This window comes from Pelagibacterium halotolerans B2 (assembly GCF_000230555.1).
Classification (GTDB): Bacteria; Pseudomonadota; Alphaproteobacteria; order Rhizobiales; family Devosiaceae; genus Pelagibacterium; species Pelagibacterium halotolerans.
Map to the genome: position 1 here is coordinate 1,184,392 of NC_016078.1, position 21,552 is coordinate 1,205,943.

At 60.2% G+C, this 21,552-nt stretch carries 21 protein-coding genes; 18 read left to right on the top strand and 3 right to left on the bottom strand.

Annotated elements, in window-relative coordinates:
* The first annotated feature begins 13 nt into the window (after positions 1-13).
* The 4 genes from KKY_RS05850 to KKY_RS05865 are packed head-to-tail and all read left to right on the top strand — an operon-like array spanning position 14 to position 3,875.
* A complete protein-coding gene (locus tag KKY_RS05850) occupies positions 14-952 on the top strand; it encodes a carbohydrate ABC transporter permease (RefSeq protein ID WP_014130394.1) in 939 nt (312 codons plus the stop codon).
* On the top strand, positions 949-1,782 hold the full coding sequence (locus KKY_RS05855) for a carbohydrate ABC transporter permease (RefSeq protein WP_014130395.1): 834 nt from the start codon (positions 949-951) through the stop codon (positions 1,780-1,782). Before KKY_RS05850 ends, KKY_RS05855 begins: the two co-directional genes overlap by 4 nt.
* Positions 1,783-1,791: 9 nt before the next feature.
* Positions 1,792-2,931, top strand: a complete 1,140-nt coding sequence (locus KKY_RS05860) for an ABC transporter ATP-binding protein (RefSeq protein ID WP_014130396.1) — start codon at positions 1,792-1,794, stop codon at positions 2,929-2,931.
* Entirely contained in the window at positions 2,928-3,875 is a 948-nt protein-coding gene (locus KKY_RS05865) for a DUF4432 family protein (RefSeq protein WP_014130397.1), read from the top strand. Before KKY_RS05860 ends, KKY_RS05865 begins: the two co-directional genes overlap by 4 nt.
* A 52-nt stretch (positions 3,876-3,927) precedes the next feature.
* Here KKY_RS05865 and KKY_RS05870 read toward each other — a convergent pair whose 3' ends face one another.
* Both KKY_RS05870 and KKY_RS05875 read right to left on the bottom strand, forming a co-directional pair.
* On the bottom strand, positions 3,928-4,329 hold the full coding sequence (locus KKY_RS05870) for a Rieske (2Fe-2S) protein (RefSeq protein ID WP_014130398.1): 402 nt from the start codon (positions 4,327-4,329) through the stop codon (positions 3,928-3,930).
* Positions 4,326-5,264, bottom strand: coding sequence for a VOC family protein (locus KKY_RS05875; protein WP_014130399.1), 939 nt, complete (start codon positions 5,262-5,264; stop codon positions 4,326-4,328). Before KKY_RS05875 ends, KKY_RS05870 begins: the two co-directional genes overlap by 4 nt.
* Before the next feature lie 188 nt (positions 5,265-5,452).
* On the opposite strand from KKY_RS05875, the gene KKY_RS20810 reads away from it, so the two are divergent.
* From KKY_RS20810 to KKY_RS05935, 13 genes are all read left to right on the top strand, one after another.
* Positions 5,453-6,016 carry a LysR family transcriptional regulator gene (locus KKY_RS20810; RefSeq protein WP_244404050.1) on the top strand — a complete coding sequence of 188 codons (564 nt, stop codon included), beginning with the start codon at positions 5,453-5,455 and terminating at the stop codon, positions 6,014-6,016.
* Entirely contained in the window at positions 6,016-6,330 is a 315-nt protein-coding gene (locus tag KKY_RS20815; protein ID WP_244404051.1) for a type 2 periplasmic-binding domain-containing protein, read from the top strand. Before KKY_RS20810 ends, KKY_RS20815 begins: the two co-directional genes overlap by 1 nt.
* Before the next feature lie 92 nt (positions 6,331-6,422).
* The gene (locus KKY_RS05885) at positions 6,423-7,541 is read left to right on the top strand and encodes an FAD-dependent monooxygenase (RefSeq protein ID WP_014130400.1); all 1,119 of its coding nucleotides are present in this window, start codon (positions 6,423-6,425) and stop codon (positions 7,539-7,541) included.
* Between the two features lie 59 nt (positions 7,542-7,600).
* On the top strand, positions 7,601-8,755 hold the full coding sequence (locus KKY_RS05890) for an alpha/beta hydrolase family protein (protein ID WP_202945652.1): 1,155 nt from the start codon (positions 7,601-7,603) through the stop codon (positions 8,753-8,755).
* Positions 8,756-8,765: 10 nt separating this feature from the next.
* Entirely contained in the window at positions 8,766-9,440 is a 675-nt protein-coding gene (locus KKY_RS05895) for a glutathione S-transferase family protein (protein ID WP_014130402.1), read from the top strand.
* 41 nt (positions 9,441-9,481) lie between these two features.
* Positions 9,482-10,069, top strand: coding sequence for a cupin domain-containing protein (locus KKY_RS05900; protein ID WP_244404052.1), 588 nt, complete (start codon positions 9,482-9,484; stop codon positions 10,067-10,069).
* The gene (locus KKY_RS05905) at positions 10,066-10,995 is read left to right on the top strand and encodes an NAD-dependent epimerase/dehydratase family protein (protein WP_014130404.1); all 930 of its coding nucleotides are present in this window, start codon (positions 10,066-10,068) and stop codon (positions 10,993-10,995) included. The genes KKY_RS05900 and KKY_RS05905 overlap by 4 nt, the downstream gene beginning before the upstream one ends.
* Positions 10,992-11,957, top strand: a complete 966-nt coding sequence (locus KKY_RS05910) for a fumarylacetoacetate hydrolase family protein (protein ID WP_014130405.1) — start codon at positions 10,992-10,994, stop codon at positions 11,955-11,957. Before KKY_RS05905 ends, KKY_RS05910 begins: the two co-directional genes overlap by 4 nt.
* Complete coding sequence (locus KKY_RS05915) at positions 11,954-12,727, top strand: SDR family NAD(P)-dependent oxidoreductase (protein ID WP_014130406.1); 774 nt, start codon at positions 11,954-11,956, stop codon at positions 12,725-12,727. The genes KKY_RS05910 and KKY_RS05915 overlap by 4 nt, the downstream gene beginning before the upstream one ends.
* 59 nt (positions 12,728-12,786) lie before the next feature.
* Positions 12,787-13,560 (top strand): cyclase family protein, encoded by a 774-nt coding sequence (locus tag KKY_RS05920; protein WP_014130407.1) that lies wholly within the window; start codon positions 12,787-12,789, stop codon positions 13,558-13,560.
* A 347-nt stretch (positions 13,561-13,907) separates the two neighbouring features.
* Complete coding sequence (locus tag KKY_RS05925; protein ID WP_158308053.1) at positions 13,908-14,825, top strand: TRAP transporter substrate-binding protein; 918 nt, start codon at positions 13,908-13,910, stop codon at positions 14,823-14,825.
* A gap of 24 nt (positions 14,826-14,849) precedes the next feature.
* Positions 14,850-16,799 (top strand): TRAP transporter large permease, encoded by a 1,950-nt coding sequence (locus KKY_RS05930; RefSeq protein WP_014130410.1) that lies wholly within the window; start codon positions 14,850-14,852, stop codon positions 16,797-16,799.
* The gene (locus KKY_RS05935) at positions 16,775-17,746 is read left to right on the top strand and encodes an MBL fold metallo-hydrolase (RefSeq protein ID WP_202945640.1); all 972 of its coding nucleotides are present in this window, start codon (positions 16,775-16,777) and stop codon (positions 17,744-17,746) included. Before KKY_RS05930 ends, KKY_RS05935 begins: the two co-directional genes overlap by 25 nt.
* Positions 17,747-17,926: 180 nt before the next feature.
* Here KKY_RS05935 and KKY_RS05940 read toward each other — a convergent pair whose 3' ends face one another.
* Positions 17,927-19,726, bottom strand: a complete 1,800-nt coding sequence (locus KKY_RS05940; protein ID WP_014130412.1) for a sulfatase-like hydrolase/transferase — start codon at positions 19,724-19,726, stop codon at positions 17,927-17,929.
* A gap of 257 nt (positions 19,727-19,983) precedes the next feature.
* Here KKY_RS05940 and KKY_RS05945 point away from each other — a divergent pair, with 257 nt between their 5' ends.
* On the top strand, positions 19,984-21,486 hold the full coding sequence (locus KKY_RS05945) for an ABC transporter substrate-binding protein (RefSeq protein WP_014130413.1): 1,503 nt from the start codon (positions 19,984-19,986) through the stop codon (positions 21,484-21,486).
* Positions 21,487-21,552: the final 66 nt, after the last annotated feature.

A 21,552-nucleotide genomic window follows, 5' to 3' on the forward strand; every position in this document is an offset into this window, starting at 1 on the left:
GTGCGGAGCAGCAATGACCACGCTTTCTTCAAACCGTCCGGTTTCGGTGGCGGCGCGACGGGCCACAAATGCAAACCGGCGATGGCTCTACGGCTCTTTGATCCCTGCAACCCTTATTCTTGCAGCCCTGTCGATCTGGCCCGTATTCAACCTCGTCTGGCTCAGCCTTTCGAGCGTGACATGGTCCGATGGTCGTCCGGTGTCCGAGTTCATAGGCTTTGCCAATTTCAATGATTTGTTCCGTGGCGAACAGGTCTATTGGGCCGGGGTGCGAAACACAGTGGTCTTTGCCGTTTGCGCGGTGTCCGCCCAGATGATCTTGGGGTTCTCGATGGCACTGGCCGTCAGGCGCGCCTCCGGTGTCGGACGTGGCCTGCTCACGGCGATCTTCCTGCTGCCGATAGTCATTCCCCCAATCGTGATCGGGGCCATGTGGCGCCTGATGATGGGGCGTGATTTTGGCGTTATCAACGGCATGCTTGCGGTGATTGGACTTGGGCCCGTCGATTGGCTGGGCGATCCCCGTTTTGCATTGATGTCGGTGATCATCGTTGACGTGTGGCACTGGACGCCATTCGTGTTCCTGTTGCTGCTGGCCGGGCTTGAGGCATTGGACGAAGAGGTGCTTGAAGCCGCGCGTCTGGATGTCGTCAACCGCTGGCAGGAGCTGCGCCACGTCATCATTCCTCTCATGCTCCCCACAATTCTGGTCACGCTCGCTTTCCGCATCATCCTCTCGTTCAAGGTCTTTGACGAAGTGTTTCTGCTCACCGCCGGGGGACCGGGGACCGCGACCGAAGTCATAAACTTCTCGATCTACAGAGTGTTTTTCGGTCAGGACCGCGTCGGCATGGGTTCGGCAATGTCGTTGCTCACCCTGTTCGTGGTGGCGTTTCTCATCATCGTTGCGCAAGTGGTGGTTCGACGCAAAAGGGCAGGAGCGGACCAATGAAATCGAGAGCTTTCAGTGCCGGCAACATCGGCGGCAATCTCGTCGCGTGGGGCTACGCTCTCATCATTCTAGGCCCCATGGCCTGGATTTTGTCGAACTCGTTCAAGCGACAGATCGACATCTTGATGGGCACGACCGTCGCCCCCGTAACGACGTCGAACTATGTGAACATCATAGCCTCCCGGCAATCGGACTTTCTCTGGAACCTGTTCAACAGCGGCCTTGTCGCCGTGATCTCGACAGCGCTCGTGCTCGCCATCGCGACCGTCAGCGCGTTTACGGTCGTCAGGCTTTCGGCGCCCCGCTGGTTTACATTTGGAATCCTCGGATGGGCGTTGATTTTCCATATGCTTCCCACCCTGACCTTCGTGGGATCGTGGTACGTGATGTTTTCGCAGATGGGGCTGCATGGCAGCTATCTGGCGATCATTTTGACTCACACGGTCAATAATCTGCCACTGGCCATTTTCCTCATGATGGGATTCCTGCTCAATATTCCGAAAGAGCTGGTGCAGGCGGCACGCCTGGACGGTTGCAATTACCGACAGGTCTTCATCCATCTGGTCATCCCGCTATCGATGGGCGGCATGGCGGCGGCGGGTGCACTCACCTTCATCAATTCATGGAGCGATTTCGCCATTGCGCTCAATCTTTCCAACCGTGACACGATGACCGCCCCGGTCGCCATCGCCACTTTCGCTCAGGAGCATCAGATCCGCTATGGCGAAATGGCAGCGGCCTCTGTTCTGTCAATGATCCCGGCGCTCGTTTTCATCCTCTTTGGCCAGCGCTTTGTCGTGCGCGGGCTGCTCGCCGGCGCTGTAAAGTAAGGTAACCTCATGGCCAAACTCGAACTGCAAAATGTCAAAAAGAACTATGGCGCCACCGAGGTTATCCCGGGGATCGATCTCACCATCGAGCCGGGCGAGTTCCTCGTCCTGGTCGGGCCCTCCGGAAGTGGAAAGTCGACGCTATTGCGCATGATCGCGGGGCTCGAGGAGACAACCGGCGGGAACATCGTCGTCGACGGAGACGATATCACCAGAACCGACCCCTCGGCACGCGATCTGGCAATGGTTTTCCAGACTTATGCTCTCTATCCTCATATGACGGTGGAACAGAACATGTCCTTTGCGTTGCGCATGCGCAAAGAGGATCCTGCCGCCATTGCCCAGCGCGTAGAGGAAGCCATCGTGCTGCTCGATCTGGCTGGTCTTGAGAAGCGCAAGCCCGGACAGCTCTCGGGCGGCCAGCGCCAGCGCGTGGCCATGGGGCGGTGTATCGTCCGCAATCCCAAACTTTTCCTGTTCGACGAACCGCTTTCAAACCTGGATGCCAAACTGCGCGCCCAGACGCGGCTCGAGATCCGCAAATTGCACGATCGGCTTGGCGCGACCTCGATATTCGTGACCCACGATCAGGTCGAAGCGATGACAATGGCCGACCGCATTGCGCTCTTGAAGGACGGAACGCTTCAACAATTGGGCACGCCCCAGGATCTCTACCTCAATCCGGCCAACACTTTCGTTGCCGGTTTCATGGGGACTCCCGAAATGGGGTTGTTTCCCGGTGTCCTCAGGGAGTCCGGCTCCGACCTCCTTCTGGAAGGCGAGCACAGTATGGCACTGCCGGCGGAGCCGGATCTGCGCACAAGGCTTGGCGAGGCGGTCAAAGCGAACGCCAACGTGACGGTCGGAGTGCGTCCTGAGCATTTTGCCATATGTCCGGCCCAGACCCCGGGCTCTATGAGCATCGAGGTGAGTGCGATCGAATGGCTGGGGCACGACATCTATGTCTTCGGCGAAGCAGGCGGCAAAACCATAGCGGCCAGGCTATCGGGCAATGATGAGACTGGACGCCGGGCCGCGCCGCCACGAGTTGGCGAACCCATCGGGATCAAGCCCATTGAAGGCTCTTGGCATGTGTTTGATGCCGAAACCGGAAGGAACCTGCTGGCCTCCACTCGGGCTCCGGCATGATCGACCTGTTCGGGCGTCAGTTCAGTCGCGACGAAATAGATGCACTTTGTCCCGATATTACGCGGCTGGCGGGAATCCGTCAGTTTCGTGAGGACAATGGTCCTGGCAGCGGACAGAGGGTCATCCGTATCGAGAGCGGGGGCGGGCTAGGCATTGAGCTTCTGCCCGACCGCACGTGCGATATCGGCCAGGTATGGTGCAACGGCACACCCTTTGGCTGGATCGGACCGATCGGTACGCCGGACCCTTCACGCCTCCGCGGCAATCAACCGCTATCGGGACTTATGAGTACGTGCGGTTTCGACCACATTCGCCAGCCCGAAGAGGAGGGAGGAACACAGTTCCCCCAGCATGGCTCAATGATGCATCAAGCCTCGACCATAGTCGCGGCGGGGCCGGTCTGGGAGGAGGAGAACTGCGTCTTTCGCGTCGTCGCCGAATGCACTCAATTCGCGCTCGATCGCGGCGGCATGCGGCTCTGCCGGACCATTGACGTCCCGCTTGGCGGACAGAGTCTGACACTGGTGGACGAGGTGACCGTGCTGATTAAGCCTCAACCTTTGATGGCGATGTATCACATCAATCTCGGCTATCCGCTTGCTGAGCCCGAGAGTCATTTGGTTCTCGATGGAGCCGATCTGACCGGAGAGTGTCTGGCGCAGGATGGCGTTTTAACCCGTGCTGCCGGGAACGGTCGCGTAACCACCTCGTTGAGCTCCCCACGGACCGGTGCACAGTTCTCGGTCACCTTCGATGCTGATCAGCTCCCCGTATTCCAGACCTTGCGCAACTCAACGCCCGGCATCAACCTCGTCTGTCTCGAGCCGGCAACCCATGAACGCCGGACGCGAGCCGAACTCAGACGCGACTCTGCCCTGCAACCGGCTTCCGTAGGAGCGAAAAAGCGGTTCGAGATCGGAATGCACTTTACGCCCGCATCGTAGCCATGCGCGACAAACCCCGCTGCATCGGCGTGCTGGTCGGGCGTCACGGATTTCAGGAGGAGCGTCGCGGCCGGCCAGGCACATAGGGCCCCGAGATCCAAACCTGCCCGTCCCGAACCGTGAGCTTGACAGAGGTCAATCGCTGACCCAGGCAGGGGCCGATTTCACACTCTCCGCTCGCAATGTCGAACAGGGCGCCGTGGGCAAAACACATGATGCGGTCACGGGCGCCGTTCAGGAATTCGTCCTTTTTCCAGTTCATGCGGGCCTGATCGTAATGCGGGCAGTGATTGCGATAGCCATAGAGCCGTTCTCCCTGTCGCACGACAAACATGGTGTCGCGGCCCTCGCCGAGCGGGTCGAACCCGCGTGAGCGTCCATCGACAAGTTCGCTGAGGTGGCAGAGCGGCTCGGTCAGTTCGACCGCCTGTGTAAGGTCTTCTGTTGCCATCATTTTTTCGGCGGCGGACCTCCAGGAACCCATTTCTCGACATTTTCGAACAGAAACATCTGGGCGGCGTCTTTTGTCATGGGTGTCTCGCGCTCGACCCAGTCGCCGTCGTGCAGATCCATGTCCGCGTCGTATTCGATGTGGGTGCCGAGCGGTGAGTTGAAATACCAGAACCAGTTCGATCCGAACTTGTGGCGACCCGGACCCCAGAACGATTGGTAGCCCTTTTGGACCATGCGCGAGCCGGCCAGCATCAACTCGGTGGGGCCTTGCATGTGAAAGGCGACGTGTTCGAGACCCTGCATGTATTCGGGGGTCTGGATCATGAACAACACGTGGTGATCATTGTTGGCCTGCGGGCGCAGGAACGGCCCGGTATTGGTGAATTTGTCGGTGACGACGAAACCGAGCCGTTCGACATAAAAATTGGCCATCTTGTCCATGTCGGGAACGAAATAGACAACATGGCTCAGCGTCCTCGGCCTGGCTTCGACCTCATCATTGGCGCCGATGACATTGGGCGCCCGGCCGGGCTTGGCGCCTGGAGAATTGATAAGTTCGGCTGGCAGATCGAGCGCAACGCGCCGGGTGATGCGGAAGGCAATCTCGAAATTGGCGTCGTCGCGTGTGGTGAGCGTGCCATCGGCGAGTTTTTCCACCGCACGATCCTTGCTCAATTCGGCTTCGATCGCATCGAGCGTAGCCTGATCTTCAACGCCCCATATGGTCTGGCGAAGCATATTGGCCGTGGGAAGAGGGGCCGGCAGGCTCGCATCGTCGCGCTTGCGGATGGTAAAGGCCGATCCATCGAGCGCTTCGAACCGTCCCCCTTCGTCCGAGAACGCTTTTTCCATAAGGCCGTAGTCAACGAGAAACTCCCGGCAGGCCGCCACATCGTCAACGCCGAAGACCAATTCGTCGGGTCCGATTATTCGCATACTTTTGATCCTTGCTTCAGGGCGGGGGCCGAGTGCGGTCGGCACGCGTTTTTCCAATTGTGACGTCACAATACGCGTGACCATCGCATCACAGAAATGGTAAGTCTTGATGCGATGTATTGATGCATTCAATATATCTGGCCTGCGCGCTGGCCCGCGCCAGGCGGGAGGAATGCTGAGGAGACCCGATGAGGTTCAAAAAACTCGATCTCAACCTTTTGGTGGCGCTCGACCACATGCTCGCCGATCGCTCTGTTTCGATCGCTGCCGACAAGATGCATATGAGCCAGTCGGCGATGAGCAATGCGCTGACCCGGCTGCGCACTTATTTTGATGACCCACTGCTCGTCCAGGTCGGGCGACGGATGGAGTTGACACCTCGGGCCGAGGCCATGCGCGGGCCGGTGCGTGACATTCTTGTGCGGCTCGAGGCAACCATCGAGACAGCACCCGATTTCCACCCCCGCGAGTCCAACCGCGAGTTCACGATTCTGTTGTCCGACTATACCCAATCGGTGTTCATTCCCGAGGTTCTGGCCCTAGCCCGGAACGAGGCGCCCGGGGTGCGGTTCAGGCTGCAGCCCCAGACCGCTCACCCTTATTCTCTCCTCGAGAGAGGTGAGGTCGATGTCCTCGTTGCGCCCGAGCAATTTTGCTCGCCCGAACATCCCGCCGAGCAGATATACAGCGATCGGTATGTATGCGTGGTCTGGGCCGGCGGTGCTTTGGCTGGCGGGCCGCGCACGCGGTGATGGTTCCTCCCAATGAGGCCAACTCGGTCGAGAGCCTCATTCTGGCGGAGCGCGGCATAGAGCGGCGCGTGGAGGTTACCACCTTTTCGTTTTCCGCTCTGCCGCAACTGATCGTGGGGACCGACAGAATCGCCACGGTGCACAAACGCCTCGCCGATCAGGCTGTTGCCCATCTGCCGCTCGTGCAAAAGGAGTTGCCCATCACCCTCGAACCGCTGCATCAGAACATGCAGTGGCACAGTTATCGATCCCGCGATCCCGGATTGGGATGGCTGCTCGACCTTTTCCGACGGGCGGCAGCGCGACTGGATTGATATTGATTGCATCAATATACTCGATCACATCTTTCCATTTCCCAAATGTCAGGCCTCTGACCTAGAGTCTGCGCGCACAAGGGAGGTGTCTGATGAAATTGAACTCGATTCTGATTGCGGGCGGCGGCATTGGGGGGCTGACGGCGGCCATCGCGCTCAGACGCAAGGGGTATCCGGTCGAGATCATTGAAAAGGACCCGAGCTGGACGGTTTATGGCGTTGGCATAATCCAGCAGTTCAATGTGGTACGGGCCATGGCCTCCCTCGATCTGCTCGATGCGTACCTTGAAAGGGCCTTCGGGTTCGATACCACCACGATGTTCAATCCCGCCGGTCAGCAGATCGCGCATTTCGAAACGCCCCGGCTGGCTGGAGCTGATTATCCTTCCAACGCCGGAATTCGTCGCACCGATCTGCAGGCGGTGCTGGCCGACCGTGCCCAGGAACTGGGTGTTGGCGTCCGGCTGGGTATAACGATTGACTCGCTGTCCGACGACGGAGCGGGCGTCGATGTCGCCTTCTCCGATGGCACCAGCGGGCGCTATGACATTGTGATTGGAGCCGATGGCGTCTTTTCCCATACCCGCACCCAGATCATGAAAGATGCGCCCGCGCCGCGCTACACCGGGCAGTGGGTTTGGCGATACAACTTGCCCCAGCCCGATACCCTCAAGGGCATAGAGCTGTTTTTCGGGCCGGCCAATGGTGGTCTTGTGCCCTTGGGCAAGGATGAGATGTATATGTTCATCCTCAGCCGCGAAGAGCCGGGTTTCAAGCTGGCACGCGACGGCTCCGCCGCCGCCATGCGTGAGCGAACAAGGGGGGCAGCGCCCCAGATCGTGGAACTGGCCGCCGGCATTACCGACGATGCCGGCGTCGTGGGACGTCCGCTGGAGGTGGTGTTCCTCGATGGTGATTGGCACAAGGGGCGCGTGGTTCTCCTGGGCGATGCTGTCCACGCTTCAACGCCCCATCTTGCCCAGGGAGCGGGGATGGCCATCGAGGACGGATTGGTTTTGGCCGAAGAGCTGTCCGTCGCTGGCGATCCTCAGGAAGCATTCCGGGCGTATCGCAATCGCCGTTTCGCACGCGTCAAATTCATATCTGAGAATTCCATCGCTATCGGCGAGGGGCAGATGGGTATGCGCCAAGGCGTTGATGCAGGAGCCATCAACGGCCAAAGCATAGCCTTGATGGCCCAGCCCATCTGACACAGCCGTCGCGCCACGCATTCGCTAGATTTTCCGGAAAGGAGCGCCAACTCATGGCCATGTTCGACTATTTCCCCAACTATGTCTGGAACCTTTCGGTTTCCATTGCCATGGCGAGCGGGGCCGAGCTTGGGGAGATCATGGACATGTGCCAGCCGCTTCTGGCCAGGTCGGAAGCGGGCGAGGATGCAGGTACAGCCGATTTCATGCAGGAGTGGATGAAGGTTGCCGACAAGTTGGTCGACCTGGCCGCCGAAGACGAGGCCAAAGGGCGGCTGCTGTCCGCGGGCGCCAAGCTCCAGCGTGCTGCCCTCTATTATCTTACCGCCGAACGTATGCAAGGTCACGGTCATCCGGGACGGATGGTGACTTATGACAAGGGGCTCGATGCATTCGCGCGTGGGGTCGAATTTGCAAGAGACAATGTCGAGCGCTTCGAAATTCCTTATGGCGACAAGATCATCCCGGTGCTGCTTACCCGCGCCGAGGGCGTGGAAGGGCCGGCGCCGGCGGTCGTCTATCTCAATGGTCTCGATAGCTGCAAGGAGCTTCTCTACTGGTCGCGGTTGCCCCAGGCGCTCGCCGCACGAGGCATTTCAACGCTCTGTGTCGATCAGCCCGGGACCGGCGAGACGCTGCGCAAACAGGGTTTGCCCGCGATCTCCAATTCAGAGGAGTGGGGCACCCCGGTCTATGAATGGCTGGCGGCGCGTGAGGACATCAATGCCCAGCGCATAGGCATTACCGGCATTTCCCTGGGTGGCTATTACGCGCCGCGCGTTTGCGCTTTCGAGCCGCGTTTTGCCGCCGGTGCCGTTTGGGGCGCCAACCACAACTGGATCGAGGTGCAGCACAAGCGACTGCGGCGCGAAGGTGAGAATCCGGTGCCTCACTATTGGAGCCATGTCCAATGGGTGTTTGGCGCGGAAGATCAGGATGATTTTTTCCAGAAGGCCCAGGGGATGCATCTCAATGGCGTCATGGACAGGATCAAGGTGCCGTTTCTTGTCACCCACGGCGAAAAGGACCGCCAGATCAGCGTCGATTACGCGCGCCAAAGCTACGACCAGCTAACCAACTCACCGCGCCGCGAGCTCAAGATCTTCACCGATCGTGAGGGCGGAGTCGAACATGTGGGAGCCGACAACATGAGCTTCGGTCGTTCCTACATCGCCGACTGGTTCGCCGAAACGCTCGGCGGCCGGCTCAGTTGAGGGGGATACGGTGACCGAACTCGTGCTTTACGCCGCCCCCGGCACCTGCGCCCGTGTCCCGTGCATCGCGCTGGAGGAAGCGGGAGCAGACTATGAAATCCGGCTCGTGCGCTTCATGAGCGGCGAGCACCGGTCCGACGGGTTCTTGAAGCTTAACCCCAAGGGCAAGGTGCCGACACTGCTCGTTGGGGGTGAGCCGCTGACAGAAAACATCGCCATCGCCCGCTTTCTCGCCCAGCGTTTCCCTGACGCCGAACTGCTGCCCGTTTATGGCGACCCGCTGTCCAATGCCAGGGTGCTCGCCGATTTGAGTTTTTGCGCATCGACGCTTCATCCGACGGTCACACGCATCCGTATGCCCGATTTCATGGTCGATGGCGCGGCCGCGGCGGCATCGGTCCGCGAGCGGGCTATCGCGGCGATGAAGCCATTCGCAGCAGTGGTTGAGGAGCGCGTCGCCTCCGGGCGCTGGTGGTATGGCGCCAACTGGTCGATCGTCGACGCCTATATCTATTGGGTCTGGTTCCGCATCACCGGGGCCGGTTTTCCCGGAGAAGAATTTCCCGAATGGGCCGGACATGCGTCCCGGATGGAGAAACGCCCCGCGGTCCGCCGCGCGCTCGCACATGAGGCCCGCCTGCAGGCGCAACTCGAAAAGGAGGGGCTGGCATTTCGTCCCAGCTAGATCGCATGACCCTGTCTTTGCTTCCTGAAATTCGCCGCATCGTGACCGGTCACGACCAGACCGGGCGTGCAACAGTTCTCTCCGACGGAAAGCTGCCGCACGTGACCAGGCCGCCACAACAGCCTGGTTTGGCATTCCACGAGATATGGAATACCCGCGAGATGCCGGCTCCTGTAGCGTTCGATGAAACCGAGCCGACGGATAGTCATCGCGATACCGCTCCGCCCGCAAACGGCACAATCGTCAGGATCGTAGATATACCGCCCGAGGGGCAGAACGGGCCGGATTTCGACAGGTCGCAGGCCGAGGCCCTGTTTGGCGCCGTTGGTCTCGCGGAAAATGCCGACCACACGCTCCCCGGCCGCCATCCCCTGATGCACCGGACCGAGAGCATTGACTATGGGATCGTTCTTTCAGGCGAGATTGTACTGCTGCTCGACGATGAGGAGGTGGTGCTCGGACCCGGCGACGTGGTGGTCCAGCGCGGAACCATTCACGCCTGGGCCAACCGCTCGAACACGGTGTGCCGCATGGCATTTATTTTGATTGACGGTCAGTTCGATCAAAAGCTGGCGACGGCGCAGGAAGCCCATGACGCGGCGCTCAGGGCACGCGTCTTGGCACCATGAGGGTCGCCATTACCGGCGCGGGAGGCTTTGTCGGTCGCAGTCTTGTCGATCGCCTCCTTTCCGATCCGCGAATAGATCATGTGAATGCCTTCGATCGTCTGGAATGGTCCGCGCCCCGGCACGAAAGGGTCACGGCGGTGATCGGCGAGTTGTCCGATCCGGATATGATCGAAGCGGTCGTTGCCGATGTCGACGTCGTTGTTCATCTCGCTTCGGTTCTGGGCGGCAGCGCCGAGGCCGCTCCCGAAGCCGCCCGTCGCATCAATGTCGATTGTTCTCTCGCGATGATGGAGCAATTGGCGCGAAAGGGGAGCGACAAGCGGTTCGTTTTCGCCTCATCGATCGCGGCGCTGGGCAATGCACTCCCCGACCCGGTGACTGACGGGGTGGAGCCGCGCCCGGTCATGACGTACGGAGCCCACAAGGCCATGATCGAAGTTGCGGTGCGGCACGCAGCCGGCACGGGTCGATTGGATGCCATAGCCTTGCGTCCTTCCGGTGTCGTCGCGCGCGACGGCCTTGATGCGGGGCTCAAGTCGGCGTTTCTCTCGCGCCTCTTCTGGTCTGTGCGCCGTGGGCAAGATATTGTGCTGCCCGTCGCGCGCGACAGCCGAACCTGGCTGGCCTCGATCCGCAATGTCGCCGGCAATTTCGCCCATGCGGCTCTGGTGCCCGATCTCGGGCCGGAGCGCGTGCTGACGCTTCCGGCGCTATCGCTCACATTTGGAGCCTTGGCCGATGCGCTCGCGCGGTCCTTTCCAACGAGTCGCTCTCATGTCCATTTCTCGCCCGAGGCCCGGGCGGTTGAGATGTTCGGTTCCTTTCCCGGCCTCCGGACGCCGGCTGCGGACGCCGCCGGATTCACGCGTGACGTCGATGTCGATTCCCTTGTTCGGGATGCCATGACCAATGGAGACGCCTCATGAAACTTGCCACCCTGCCCAATGGAACACCGGATGGACAGCTCTATGTCGTCAGCAGGGATCATACCCGATGCGCAAGGGCCAATGACGCCGATACCATGCAGCTTCTCATGGAAGCCTGGGATGAGCTTGCGCCGCGCGTGGACCGGCAATATCAGGCTCTCAATGCGGGGGGCGGTGTCCCCTTCGATCCGGCACAGTGCCTTGCACCCTTGCCGCGCGCTTGGCAGTGGCTCGATGGCTCGGCCTACGAAAGCCACGGCAAGCTCATGGACAAGGTCTTTGGCATCTCGGCAGGTGGCGATAAGACACGCCCCCTTATGTATCAGGGACTGTCGGACCGGTTTCTGCCACCCCACGCGGATGTGCCGCTACCGTCCGAAGAGGACGGCATAGATTTCGAAGGCGAGTTCGGCATCGTTTGCGACGCAGTGCCGATGGGAACCGACGCCCAGGCTGCATCGCGCCATATCCGCTTGCTCGTTCAAGTCAACGATTGGTCTCTGCGCAAAATTGCGCCGATCGAAATGAAAACGGGATTCGGCTGGGTGCAGGCCAAGCCGGCCTGTTCGATGGCGCCCGTGGCGGTCACGCCCGACGAACTGGGTGCCGCCTGGCGCGATCACCGCGTTGATCTGCCCCTCCACGTCACCTGGAACGGCAAACCCTTTGGCGCGGCTGGCGGATATGACATGGGCTTCGGGTTTCACGAACTTGTCGCCCATGCGGCTCGGACCCGCGACCTTGTGGCCGGCACCATAATCGGGTCGGGGACGGTTTCCAATGAGAACTACCGTGAAGTCGGCTCGTCCTGCATCGCCGAACGCCGCGGCATCGAAATGCTTGATGACGGCGAGCCCCGCACCGGCTTTATGGCGTTCGGTGACAACGTGCGCATGCAGTGCGCCTTGCCCGACGGCACCCCGATTTTTGGAGCCATCGATCAAAAGGTCATCAAGGCATGAAACTGAGCGATCTGTTTGGCCTTGTCGGACGCCGTGCGCTGGTCACCGGCGGAACTTCGGGCATAGGGATGGCGATAGCGCGGGCCTATCTTGCCGCAGGAGCCGATGTGGTCGTGTCGTCGGACCGTGAGGACGAGTGTGTGACGGCCCGCAACACCCTGCAGGCAAAGGGTAACCTTCATGCGCTCTGCCTTCGCCTTGGCACGCGCGAAGCCTCCGAGACCCTTGTAGAAGAGGCAAGCAGGGTCCTCGGCGGACCCATCGATATCTTGGTATCCAACGCCGGCATCGAAGGTCCGGTGGGCGCAACCGGTTCTGCCGCGCAAGACGAAATCGACGATCTGTTCAGGGTCAATGTCAACGCGGCCTACTGGTTGGCCGCCGCCGTCGCACCGGGCATGCGCGCCTCCGGCGGCGGGGCGATGATTTTCATGGCTTCGATCGCTGCCCTGCGCGGAAACCGCGTCATTGGCGCCTACGGAATGACCAAGGCGGCCCTGACCCAATTGGCCCGCAATCTGGCCGTCGAACATGGACCGGGCAACATCCGCGCCAACGCGATAGCGCCCGGACTTATCGAAACGCCCTTTGCGCGGGGTTTGATGTCCGATGCGGCATTCATGGAGCGGCGGCTGGCGGCCACTCCGCTGCGGCGTGTGGGGCGCCCCGACGAAGTTGCCGCGACGGCCTTATGGCTTGCCTCTCCCGGCGGCGCATTCACGAACGGGCAGGTGATTGTCGTCGATGGCGGCACACTGATCGCAGATTGAAAAACCGTTGAAAGCACGCACCAGCGCTCGCCCTCGCGCCACAATAAGGAACATTCGGAATGTCACGTAAAATCATAGATTTGTCGGTAGCGCTCACCGATAAGGTCAGATCTGACCCGCCCGGTCTTGGGCCCGGCATCGAGTATGTCGACCATGACGCCGGAGCGCGGGATTTCGAGGCGATGTTCGGCATGCCGGTGGATAAACAAAGGGAAGGGAAGGGCGCGGCCGTCGAGCGCCTTCAGGTGACGACGCACAACGGCACGCATATGGACGCGCCCTGGCACTACCACCCGACAATGAACAATGGCGAGCCCGCGATGACCATTGACCAGGTGCCACTCGAATGGTGCATGGGCCCGGGAGTTAAGCTCGATTTCCGCCATTTGCCCGACGGCCACGTCGTATCGGTGGCTGAAGTCGAGGCGGAACTGGCGCGGATCGGTCACGACCTTGAGCCCGGCGACATCGTCCTGGTCAACACCCGGGCCGGGTCGCGCTATGGCCAGGATGATTACGTCTCCGCGGGTTGCGGCATGGGACGCGAGGCGACGCTGTTTCTCACCGAACGCGGCGTCAAGGTTTGCGGAACCGATGCCTGGAGTTGGGACGCACCTCTCATGAGCCAGATGAAGAAAATCCGCGAGACCGGGGCCTGGAATCTCTTCTGGGAGGGGCACAAGGCGGGGGCGGAGACGATCTATTGCCACATGGAAAAGCTCGGTAACCTGGACCAGTTACCGGGCAAGGGCTTTGAAGTGATGTGCTTTCCCGTAAAGGTCGAACGGGGGTCGGCCGGATGGTGCCGCCCCGTAGCAATCTTGGACATCTAGAGCCATTACGCCCACCGCCGTCCTTGGGGTTGCGGCGTTTGCTTTTGGAGCAGGAACAGGCTCATGGCATTGATGGAATCGATACAAAAGATTGAAAGAAGAAATTTTGTAAATTCATCACGGGGCAGTACCAATTGCCTGCTTCGGGAGGAACCAGAGCAGAAGAGATGCGCGGGGGGCTGACCCAAACCGGCATCAGGACCGACTTCTCCCGGCATTCCCGATCGGTCTCGGTCAAGGAGGAGGAACCCATGTCCACTATATGCAATCGAATGTTGCCCCTTGCTGTTGCGATGGCGAGTATTTCATGTGCCGCCGGCGCCATCGCGCAGGAAACAATGAATTTCGTGTCGCCGTCGCCTCCGCAAGCTCATCTCAATGTCGAAATCATGCCTCAGTTCGTTGAGGCGGTGAACCAGGCGGCCGGCGGAGAACTGGACGTTCAGTTGCGCACCGGCGGCCAGATGGCCAATGCCGGCAATGTCTACGACCGGCTGCAATCGGACGTCATCCAGATCGCATTCAGCCCGGTGCCTCAGTTGCCGAAGTCGTTCCCGCTCCTGTCCGCGGTTGAATTGCCCTTCATCATTCCCGACGCCGAGACCGGTTCTGAGGCGCTTTGGAATCTGGTGGAGAGCGGGGCGCTGGACGCCGATTTCGAGGGCCTCAAGGTGCTCGGGATCACTGCGTTCCCATCGACCACAATTCATACCAATGCTGACGTTGGCGTGCTCGATGATGTCGCTGGCCTCCGGCTTGCCGGATCGGGACAGGCTTTGACTAGCCTTATCCAGGAACTTGGCGCCGCCCCGATATCGCTCAATGTTTCCGATCAATATCAGGCAATCGATCGCGGGACCGTGGATGGCACGGTCATGATCTGGACGGCCTTCCAGCCATTCCGCCTTGCGGAAGTGACCAGCCATCACGTCGAAGGCCCCTTCGGCTCGGCCGTTGCCATGGTGTTCATGACCGAGGAAAAATTTGAGAGCTTGTCGCCGACCGCTCAGGCTGCGCTAGAACAAGCGGGTGGGCGAGAGTTCAGTCGGCAATTCGGAGCATTCTGGGATCGGGTCGCAAGTGAAGCGCGAGAGCAGACAGCCGCGCTTGAAGGGCACGAGATCGTGGATTTGTCCGATCAGGACATTGAGGTTCTTCGCGAAAAGTCTGCCGCCGTGATCGAAGCCTGGAAAAGCTCTACCGAGGGTGGGCCGGAATTCCTCGACGCACTTGAGGCCGAAATCGCGGCAATCCAGGCGCGATAAGTTCGCGCGAACAGGAGAGTGGCGATGGCCGATCAGACCGCCCGTATTGAATATCCCGCGTCAGGTGCAATTGACCGCATCGATGCCGCCAATCTGGTCGTCTCGCAACGCATTGCCTTCGCCGGCGTGCTTGGGGTTCTTGCCATCGCCGCTCTCATCGTTGCCGACGTCCTCTTACGCGTCCTGTTTCGGGCGCCGGTCGTCGGGCTCAACGAATATATCGAAATGTTCTTTGCGGTGGCCATTGCTGCGACATTTCCCTCGGCCGTCGCAAACCGGGGGCATCTCAAGATAGATCTCCTGGGCGCGCTGGGTCCACGGACCAAGCTCTGGCTCTCCGCATTCGGGTCGTTCCTGCTCTCCATGCTGTTCGTCATCGTCGCCTGGCAGGTCGGGTTGCAGGCATCGGAAGCGGTGGCGCAGCAATACACGACGACCATCCACAACCTTCCCGTCGGAATATTTTATTGGATCATTGCCGCATTGGTGGCGATTTCCGCCATAAATCAGATTGTGGTTTTCGTCGTCGATGTCTTCCGTGCCGACTGGTCGGCCGGAGAGCGTATGAGCGCGGCAACGCCACTCGCCCTGTGCGCTGCCATCATTTTTTCTCTTGCACTGTGGTTGGGGTTCGAAAGCGCCGCGGCCACCGTCACCAACTGGGCCTGGAGCAATCCCGGCTGGTTTTCGGCAATCGTCTTTGGCGCCCTCTGGGTCATGCTGCTGGCCTTCGTGCCGGTTGCCGCCGTTACAGGGTTGTTGGCGGTCGCCGCTTCATCGGTCCTCATTGGAAACGATCCCGCGCTTTCCGTGATCGGCTCGGAACTGACAGGATTTTTGACCACCAGCGAGGTTTCGGTCCTGCCGCTGTTTCTGATCATGGGGATCCTTGCGGCGGCGGCAGGCATCTCCGACGATGTTTTTCGCATTGCCCAGGCGCTTCTTGGACACATGCGCGGCGGGCTCGCCATGGCGGCCATTGGCGGTTGCGCCGGCTTCGGTGCGGTTACCGGTTCGTCGGTGGCGACGGTTGCGACGATCGGCAGTGCCTCGCTGCCGGAGATGCGCAAGCGGGGCTATTCGGAAAGGCTGTCGACCGGTTCGATTGCCGCCGGCGGTACGCTCGGGGCCCTGATCCCGCCGTCTGGGGCGCTTGTCTTTTATGCATTCCTGACCGAGCAGTCGATCGGCCAGCTCTTCATGGCAGCAATGATTCCCGCCGCCCTTGCCGTATTGCTGTATCTCGCGACCATCGCGATATGGGTCAAGATTTCACCCGCGAGCGCCCCGCGAAAGGGAGCGTTCTCACTGCGCGAGTTCCTTTCCTCGCTGCGCAGGGGTGTTTCGGTCATTGGCCTGTTCGTCGTTGTGATGGGTGGCATCTATTCGGGTATATTTACGGTCAACGAGGCGGCGGCCGTGGGCGCTATCCTGGCCTTTATCATTGCCTGGTCGCGAGGTTCGCTCAGGGGAGCAGCCTTCTGGACAGTCATGGGGCGCGCGGCCAGCATGACGGCGATGATTTATGCGCTGGTGATCGGTGGGCTTACATTGTCGTTCTTTGTGAGCACGACCGGGCTGCCCAATATGCTCACCGACTTCGTTGCCAGTCTCAATCTTGCGCCGCTGATGACAATCGCTCTGCTCATGTTGGTTTACATCGCTCTGGGTGCGATCATGGAGTCGTTTGCAATAATGATCATAACTGTGCCCATCGTGGCCGGGCTCATCACCGGCCTGGGATACGATCTCATCTGGTGGGGCGTCGTGATGCTCGTCGTGCTCGAGATCGGACAGATCAGTCCGCCATTCGGCATGAACGTGTTCGTGTTGCAGTCGATATCGGGCAAGCACACACGGCTGGGTACCATTTACAAGGGTGTGATGCCCTTTCTGGCAGCCGACTTCGTCAAGCTGGCGATTCTGATCCTCTTCCCGGTGTTATCGCTGTGGCTTCCATCGACCATGTTTTAGCGTCGATACCAATTCTCGCCATTTCAGGTTTCAAGGAGTTCCCAATGCGGCCAAGACCGTCGTCATTTGTCACCCTCGGTACGGCCGGTGGGCCCGTGCAGAATCCGGAGCGCTCTCAACCGGCGCACTTGATTATGAACGGCGACAAGCCCATGCTTATCGACTGTGGAGAAGGCGCCATCGGTCAGATAACACGGATGGGCCTTTCCTTTCGCGAGATTGAACAGGTGTTTATCACACACCATCATTTCGATCACATCGGCAGCCTTTTCGCTCTGCTCGGCCTGAGCATGATGACGCAACGGAACTATCCGCTGGAAATTTACGGCCCGCCGGGCACCAGGGATATCGTCGATGGCCTCGTCGCTGCGGCGGCGGTACCCAATGCCATTGGCTTTGGCGTGCCGGGCCAGAAATTGCCGACAATCGAGAGCTTTGTGGTGGTTAGAGAAATCCGCCCGGGCGATATCGTCGAGCTCGACGGTATGCGCGTTACCAATTGCGAGAATACCCATTACGGCAGCGCCAAAGGGCAGGGCGAGCAGTCGCCTTATCTGTCGCTTTCCTATCGCTTTGATCTGCCCGACCGCAGCGTGATGTTCACTGGCGATACTGGAGAATGTGCCGAGGTCGAGGCTCTGGCCAAAGGAGTGGACCTTCTGGTGGGAGAGATGATGGACCTCGATGTCACCATGGGGAACGTCCGCCGGGCCAATCCCAATATGCCCGAAGAGCGCATCGCAATGGTCCAGACCCATCTGTCGAAACATCATTTGACCCCCGAGCAGCTCGGCGAACTCGCGGCGCGGGCAGGGGCCAATCATGTCGTCGCCGTTCACTTTGCCCCCGGCTCGGTCACTGCCAGCTCACGCGACCGCTATGCGGCCCGCATAGGTTCCACATTTTCTGGAAAAGTATCGATTGGCGAAGATCTGGCCGTTTTCTGAGCCAGACCACAGAGCAGCGTGCCCGCCCCGGGTTGGTACGGGCACGCGTTCAGGCGCCAAGCGACTGACCCGCTGCCGCCGCGCTCAATATGACGGCAATCGCCAATTTGGCCGGCATCGCTGTTGACGGAATCGTGCCCCGGGGCACAACTTGCGTCGTTTACCCCGGGTGACCGGATCTCATCGGGACTGCAAGGACACGTCGAGCCTTTCGACCCTGAAGATCGTGTTGCGGGGATGGTACTGTCCCGAAAGGCGTTCGGCGAGGTAGTCGGCGGTTTGCCGCAGATAGGTGTCCTCGTTCTCGTGAAGACCCTCTATGCTGTTCAAGGTGATGTCTGGGTAAAGCGGTAGCCAGGTCAGAGCGTCGATGGCTTGAAGGATCACACGGGGTTCATCATGCGTCTCGACGACCTCCGTGAGCACCCGAACCCATTTTTCAGGGTCCGCATGCCCTAGCGCTTCGGCGATGGGAATACGAACCTGGATATCGGCTTCTTTTTCAAATGCGGTCTCTAGGCCGTCGGGCACGGCGTGGCCGTCGATAACCAGCATCAGGATGCCCTTGGCCGCCCAGTGGCGCATAATCGGGGATGAATGGCCGAGAAAACCCATGAGTTTTCCGACGTTTTCGGGCTTTCGCTCGATGGCCATGCCCGCCACCGCCATGATATCGGCGAGCGGATAAAGCACGTCGTCCTGGCTCGCCTCCCACGTCTCGAGCGGGTGATGCTCTGGAATAAAGCCGGTGTCGCGAATAGCGATCATGTGCGCGTCGAGCGCAGTTCTGTGTGCATCGAGAACGCCGGCATGGTCCGGATCGTCGACCAGGTTGACCGTGGCGTCGGGGTCGACCTCCATATCGTAGAGTTCTTCGGCCGGCTTTGTCTGCCAAAAGCGGTCTTGCAGCGGATCGAGCTTGCCCTCGTTTCTGGCGATCTCATAGTCCTGATAGTGGACGCCCAGCCATTCATAGGCGACGTATTGGCCAAGTATCCTGTGGGGATTGTAGTTGCGAATATAACGGTAGCGCTTCGACCGGGCCGTGCGGGAAAGATCGTAGCGCTCACCCATGCGATCGCGTCCGCCGAAGATATACTCGCGCTCCACGCGGTCGGGGCCAAGGAAGGGCTCGCCACCGACGCCATCCGGCCGCGACATTCCCGCTGCAGCGCAGAATGTGACGAAGAGATCGACCAGCGATACCGGTGTATCGACATGTGTGCCGGGTGCGATGGGTAACAGATGCCGCCACTTCTCCGGTACGCGAACGATGAGCGGTACACGCATGCCTTCGTCATAGAGATATCGCTTGGACCGAGGCAGCGTCGAGCCATGATCCGAGAAATAAAACACAATGGTATCGTCGGTGAGGCCGTCCTCGTCGAGTTCATCGAGCCGCGCGCCAAGCTCTCCATCCATAAGCGCGATGGCATTATAGTGCCGTGCGAGGCTTTGGCGCATGCCTGGCGTATCGGGCAGATAGCTCGGCAGGGTCACGTCTTCAGGGGCGATACCGCCCGGCTGTTCCTTAAAGGCACTCGATTCATGAGTTGTCATGCTGTTGAAGACAGCGAGAAAAGGCCCGTCCGCGGGCCTGTTGCGCCAATGAGCGGTATTGCTCGTTTCATCCCAGATTTCCTTGGGTTTGACGTCGCAATTGTAGTGGGTCTTGAAGTTGTTGGTGCAGTAATAGCCCGCGGCACGCATGACTTGGGGGTAGGTCGTAAAACTCTTTGGCAGTTTTGCGACGGTTTGCATATGTTGCGCCCGTGGTGCGCTCTCGGCGTGACGGCCAGTGAGAATGGCAAACCGGGAGGGGGCGCAGACCGGCGAGGTACAGTTGGCGACGTCAAAGACGACCCCCGATCGACCCAGCACATCGAGATTGGGCGTCCTGGCAATCGGATCTCCATACGCGCCCAGACGGGGCGGGCAATCCTCGCTCACGATGCACAAGATATTGGGGCGGTCGCGCATGGTGTCCTCCTCGATGGCGTATCCTCACCTTCCCGCGTCAATATCACCGATGCGCCCACAACAGGATTGCCAAAAGCTGCACGAGATATAACGGCGGCGCATCGCTCCCTAGATTCGACCGATGCGTTCTGCTGATCGGTAGGCGTAATAATTGCATTTCTCGTTGATCGCGGCCGGTGATAGGGGATCGGTATGCGGAAGTGGAGGAGCTTCCGAAAGCAGTCTCGGGCTCCGGCCCGGCATTTGGGAGGATTTCTATGCGCAAGACCTTGATCGCACTGGCGGCCGTATTGGCGGCGTCGGTCGCAATGCCTGCGGCAGCACAAATTGCCAATGATGACGATACGCTGGCGTTGGCCGGGCTTCTGGACAACAACAGCTTCGACCGCGCGCAGCTTATGATCGCCAACCAGATTCAATATTGGCAGCCGGTGTTTGATACGCTGCTGGTCCAGGCTCCCGACGGCAGCATCGAGCCGAACCTTGCTACTGAATATTCCTATAACGAGAGCAACAGCGTTCTCTCCCTGACGCTGCGTGAAGGCATTTCCTTTACCGATGGAACGCCTTTCGACGCTGAAGCGGTAAAGGCCAACCTCGAATATCTGGCCATCGGCGGCGGGCAGAACAGTTTCATGGCGCAGTCGATCAGCCAGATCGAAATTGTATCGCCAACCGAGGTGACGCTGCATCTGGGAGAGCCCGATCCGAGCCTTCTGCAAAATCTGTCGTCCGTGGGCGGCGCTATGGCGAGCCCCGCCAATCTCGGCGTGGAAGGGTCTGCCAACAATCCGATCGGGTCGGGCCCCTATATCTACGACGAGGCCGCTTCGGTCGGTGGTCGTCAATACGTCTATAACCGCAATCCTGACTACTGGAATGCCGATCAATATCCCTTCGAACGTGTCACGATCACGCCGATCAACGATCTGGTGGCGCGGCTCAATGCCATCAAATCGGGGCAGGTCGATGCGGGGGCGGGTGAGGCCAGCACAGTCGCCGACGCTCAGGCGAACAACCTCGACACGCACGCCAACCCCGTAAACTGGATGGGGCTGACCATCGCCGACCGCGGGGGCGAGATCGTGCCGGCCCTGGCCGACGTTCGCGTCCGCCAAGCCATCAACATGGCATTCGACTCCGCCGCGATTCTGGAATTCCTGCAGCTTGGCTATGGCCGTCTGACCGACCAGATATTCCCCGATACCGCTGCATCCTACCGCCAGGAACTGGACGCGGTCTATGACTATGATCCGGAAGGTGCGCGGGCACTTATCGCCGAGGCCGGGTATCCCGACGGGTTCACCGTCAACATGCCCGAGCTCTCCGGTTTCGCAAATCTCAATCCTGTCGTGGCCCAGCAACTGGCCGAAATCGGTATCACCGTCGAGTGGACCACCATCGCGCCCAACGCAACGATCCCCGAGCTCCGCTCGGGCCGCTATCCGATCTTCCTGCTGCCGTTCGGATACCAGGGGGACTGGGCGGAACTCACCAAGTTCGCCCTTCCGGGTTCACCCTGGAACCCGGTGGGCTACGAGGATCCTGAGCTTCTGGCAATGATCGAAGAGGCCCAATACGCCGTTGGCGATGCCCAGGACGCGAAATATCAGGAGATCAACACCTATCTGGTCGACAACGCCTGGTTTGCGCCCTGGTACCGCCCGGACCAGATTTATCACACCAATGGAGCCGTGGACGTTGCGGTTCAGGCGGGCAACGCCGTGCCCTTCATTCGCAACTACACTCGGCAGCAATAAGCACTCCCGCGTCCACCTCCCGGCGCGGATATGGGCGGGCGGTCGGGTTCCCGGCCGCCCACTTCC

Bases quoted from the DNA above. Each gene is read 5' to 3' on its own strand.
- KKY_RS05945 (WP_014130413.1), top strand. From the start codon at position 19,984: ATGCGCAAGACCTTGATCGCACTGGCGGCCGTATTGGCGGCGTCGGTC.
- KKY_RS05855 (WP_014130395.1), top strand. From the start codon at position 949: ATGAAATCGAGAGCTTTCAGTGCCGGCAACATCGGCGGCAATCTCGTC.
- KKY_RS20815 (WP_244404051.1), top strand. From the start codon at position 6,016: ATGGTTCCTCCCAATGAGGCCAACTCGGTCGAGAGCCTCATTCTGGCG.
- KKY_RS20810 (WP_244404050.1), top strand. From the start codon at position 5,453: ATGAGGTTCAAAAAACTCGATCTCAACCTTTTGGTGGCGCTCGACCAC.
- KKY_RS05940 (WP_014130412.1), bottom strand. From the start codon at position 19,726: ATGCGCGACCGCCCCAATATCTTGTGCATCGTGAGCGAGGATTGCCCG.
- KKY_RS05875 (WP_014130399.1), bottom strand. From the start codon at position 5,264: ATGCGAATAATCGGACCCGACGAATTGGTCTTCGGCGTTGACGATGTG.
- KKY_RS05920 (WP_014130407.1), top strand. From the start codon at position 12,787: ATGTCACGTAAAATCATAGATTTGTCGGTAGCGCTCACCGATAAGGTC.
- KKY_RS05910 (WP_014130405.1), top strand. From the start codon at position 10,992: ATGAAACTTGCCACCCTGCCCAATGGAACACCGGATGGACAGCTCTAT.
- KKY_RS05915 (WP_014130406.1), top strand. From the start codon at position 11,954: ATGAAACTGAGCGATCTGTTTGGCCTTGTCGGACGCCGTGCGCTGGTC.
- KKY_RS05905 (WP_014130404.1), top strand. From the start codon at position 10,066: ATGAGGGTCGCCATTACCGGCGCGGGAGGCTTTGTCGGTCGCAGTCTT.
- KKY_RS05890 (WP_202945652.1), top strand. From the start codon at position 7,601: ATGTTCGACTATTTCCCCAACTATGTCTGGAACCTTTCGGTTTCCATT.
- KKY_RS05930 (WP_014130410.1), top strand. From the start codon at position 14,850: ATGGCCGATCAGACCGCCCGTATTGAATATCCCGCGTCAGGTGCAATT.
- KKY_RS05885 (WP_014130400.1), top strand. From the start codon at position 6,423: ATGAAATTGAACTCGATTCTGATTGCGGGCGGCGGCATTGGGGGGCTG.
- KKY_RS05865 (WP_014130397.1), top strand. From the start codon at position 2,928: ATGATCGACCTGTTCGGGCGTCAGTTCAGTCGCGACGAAATAGATGCA.
- KKY_RS05870 (WP_014130398.1), bottom strand. From the start codon at position 4,329: ATGATGGCAACAGAAGACCTTACACAGGCGGTCGAACTGACCGAGCCG.
- KKY_RS05860 (WP_014130396.1), top strand. From the start codon at position 1,792: ATGGCCAAACTCGAACTGCAAAATGTCAAAAAGAACTATGGCGCCACC.
- KKY_RS05850 (WP_014130394.1), top strand. From the start codon at position 14: ATGACCACGCTTTCTTCAAACCGTCCGGTTTCGGTGGCGGCGCGACGG.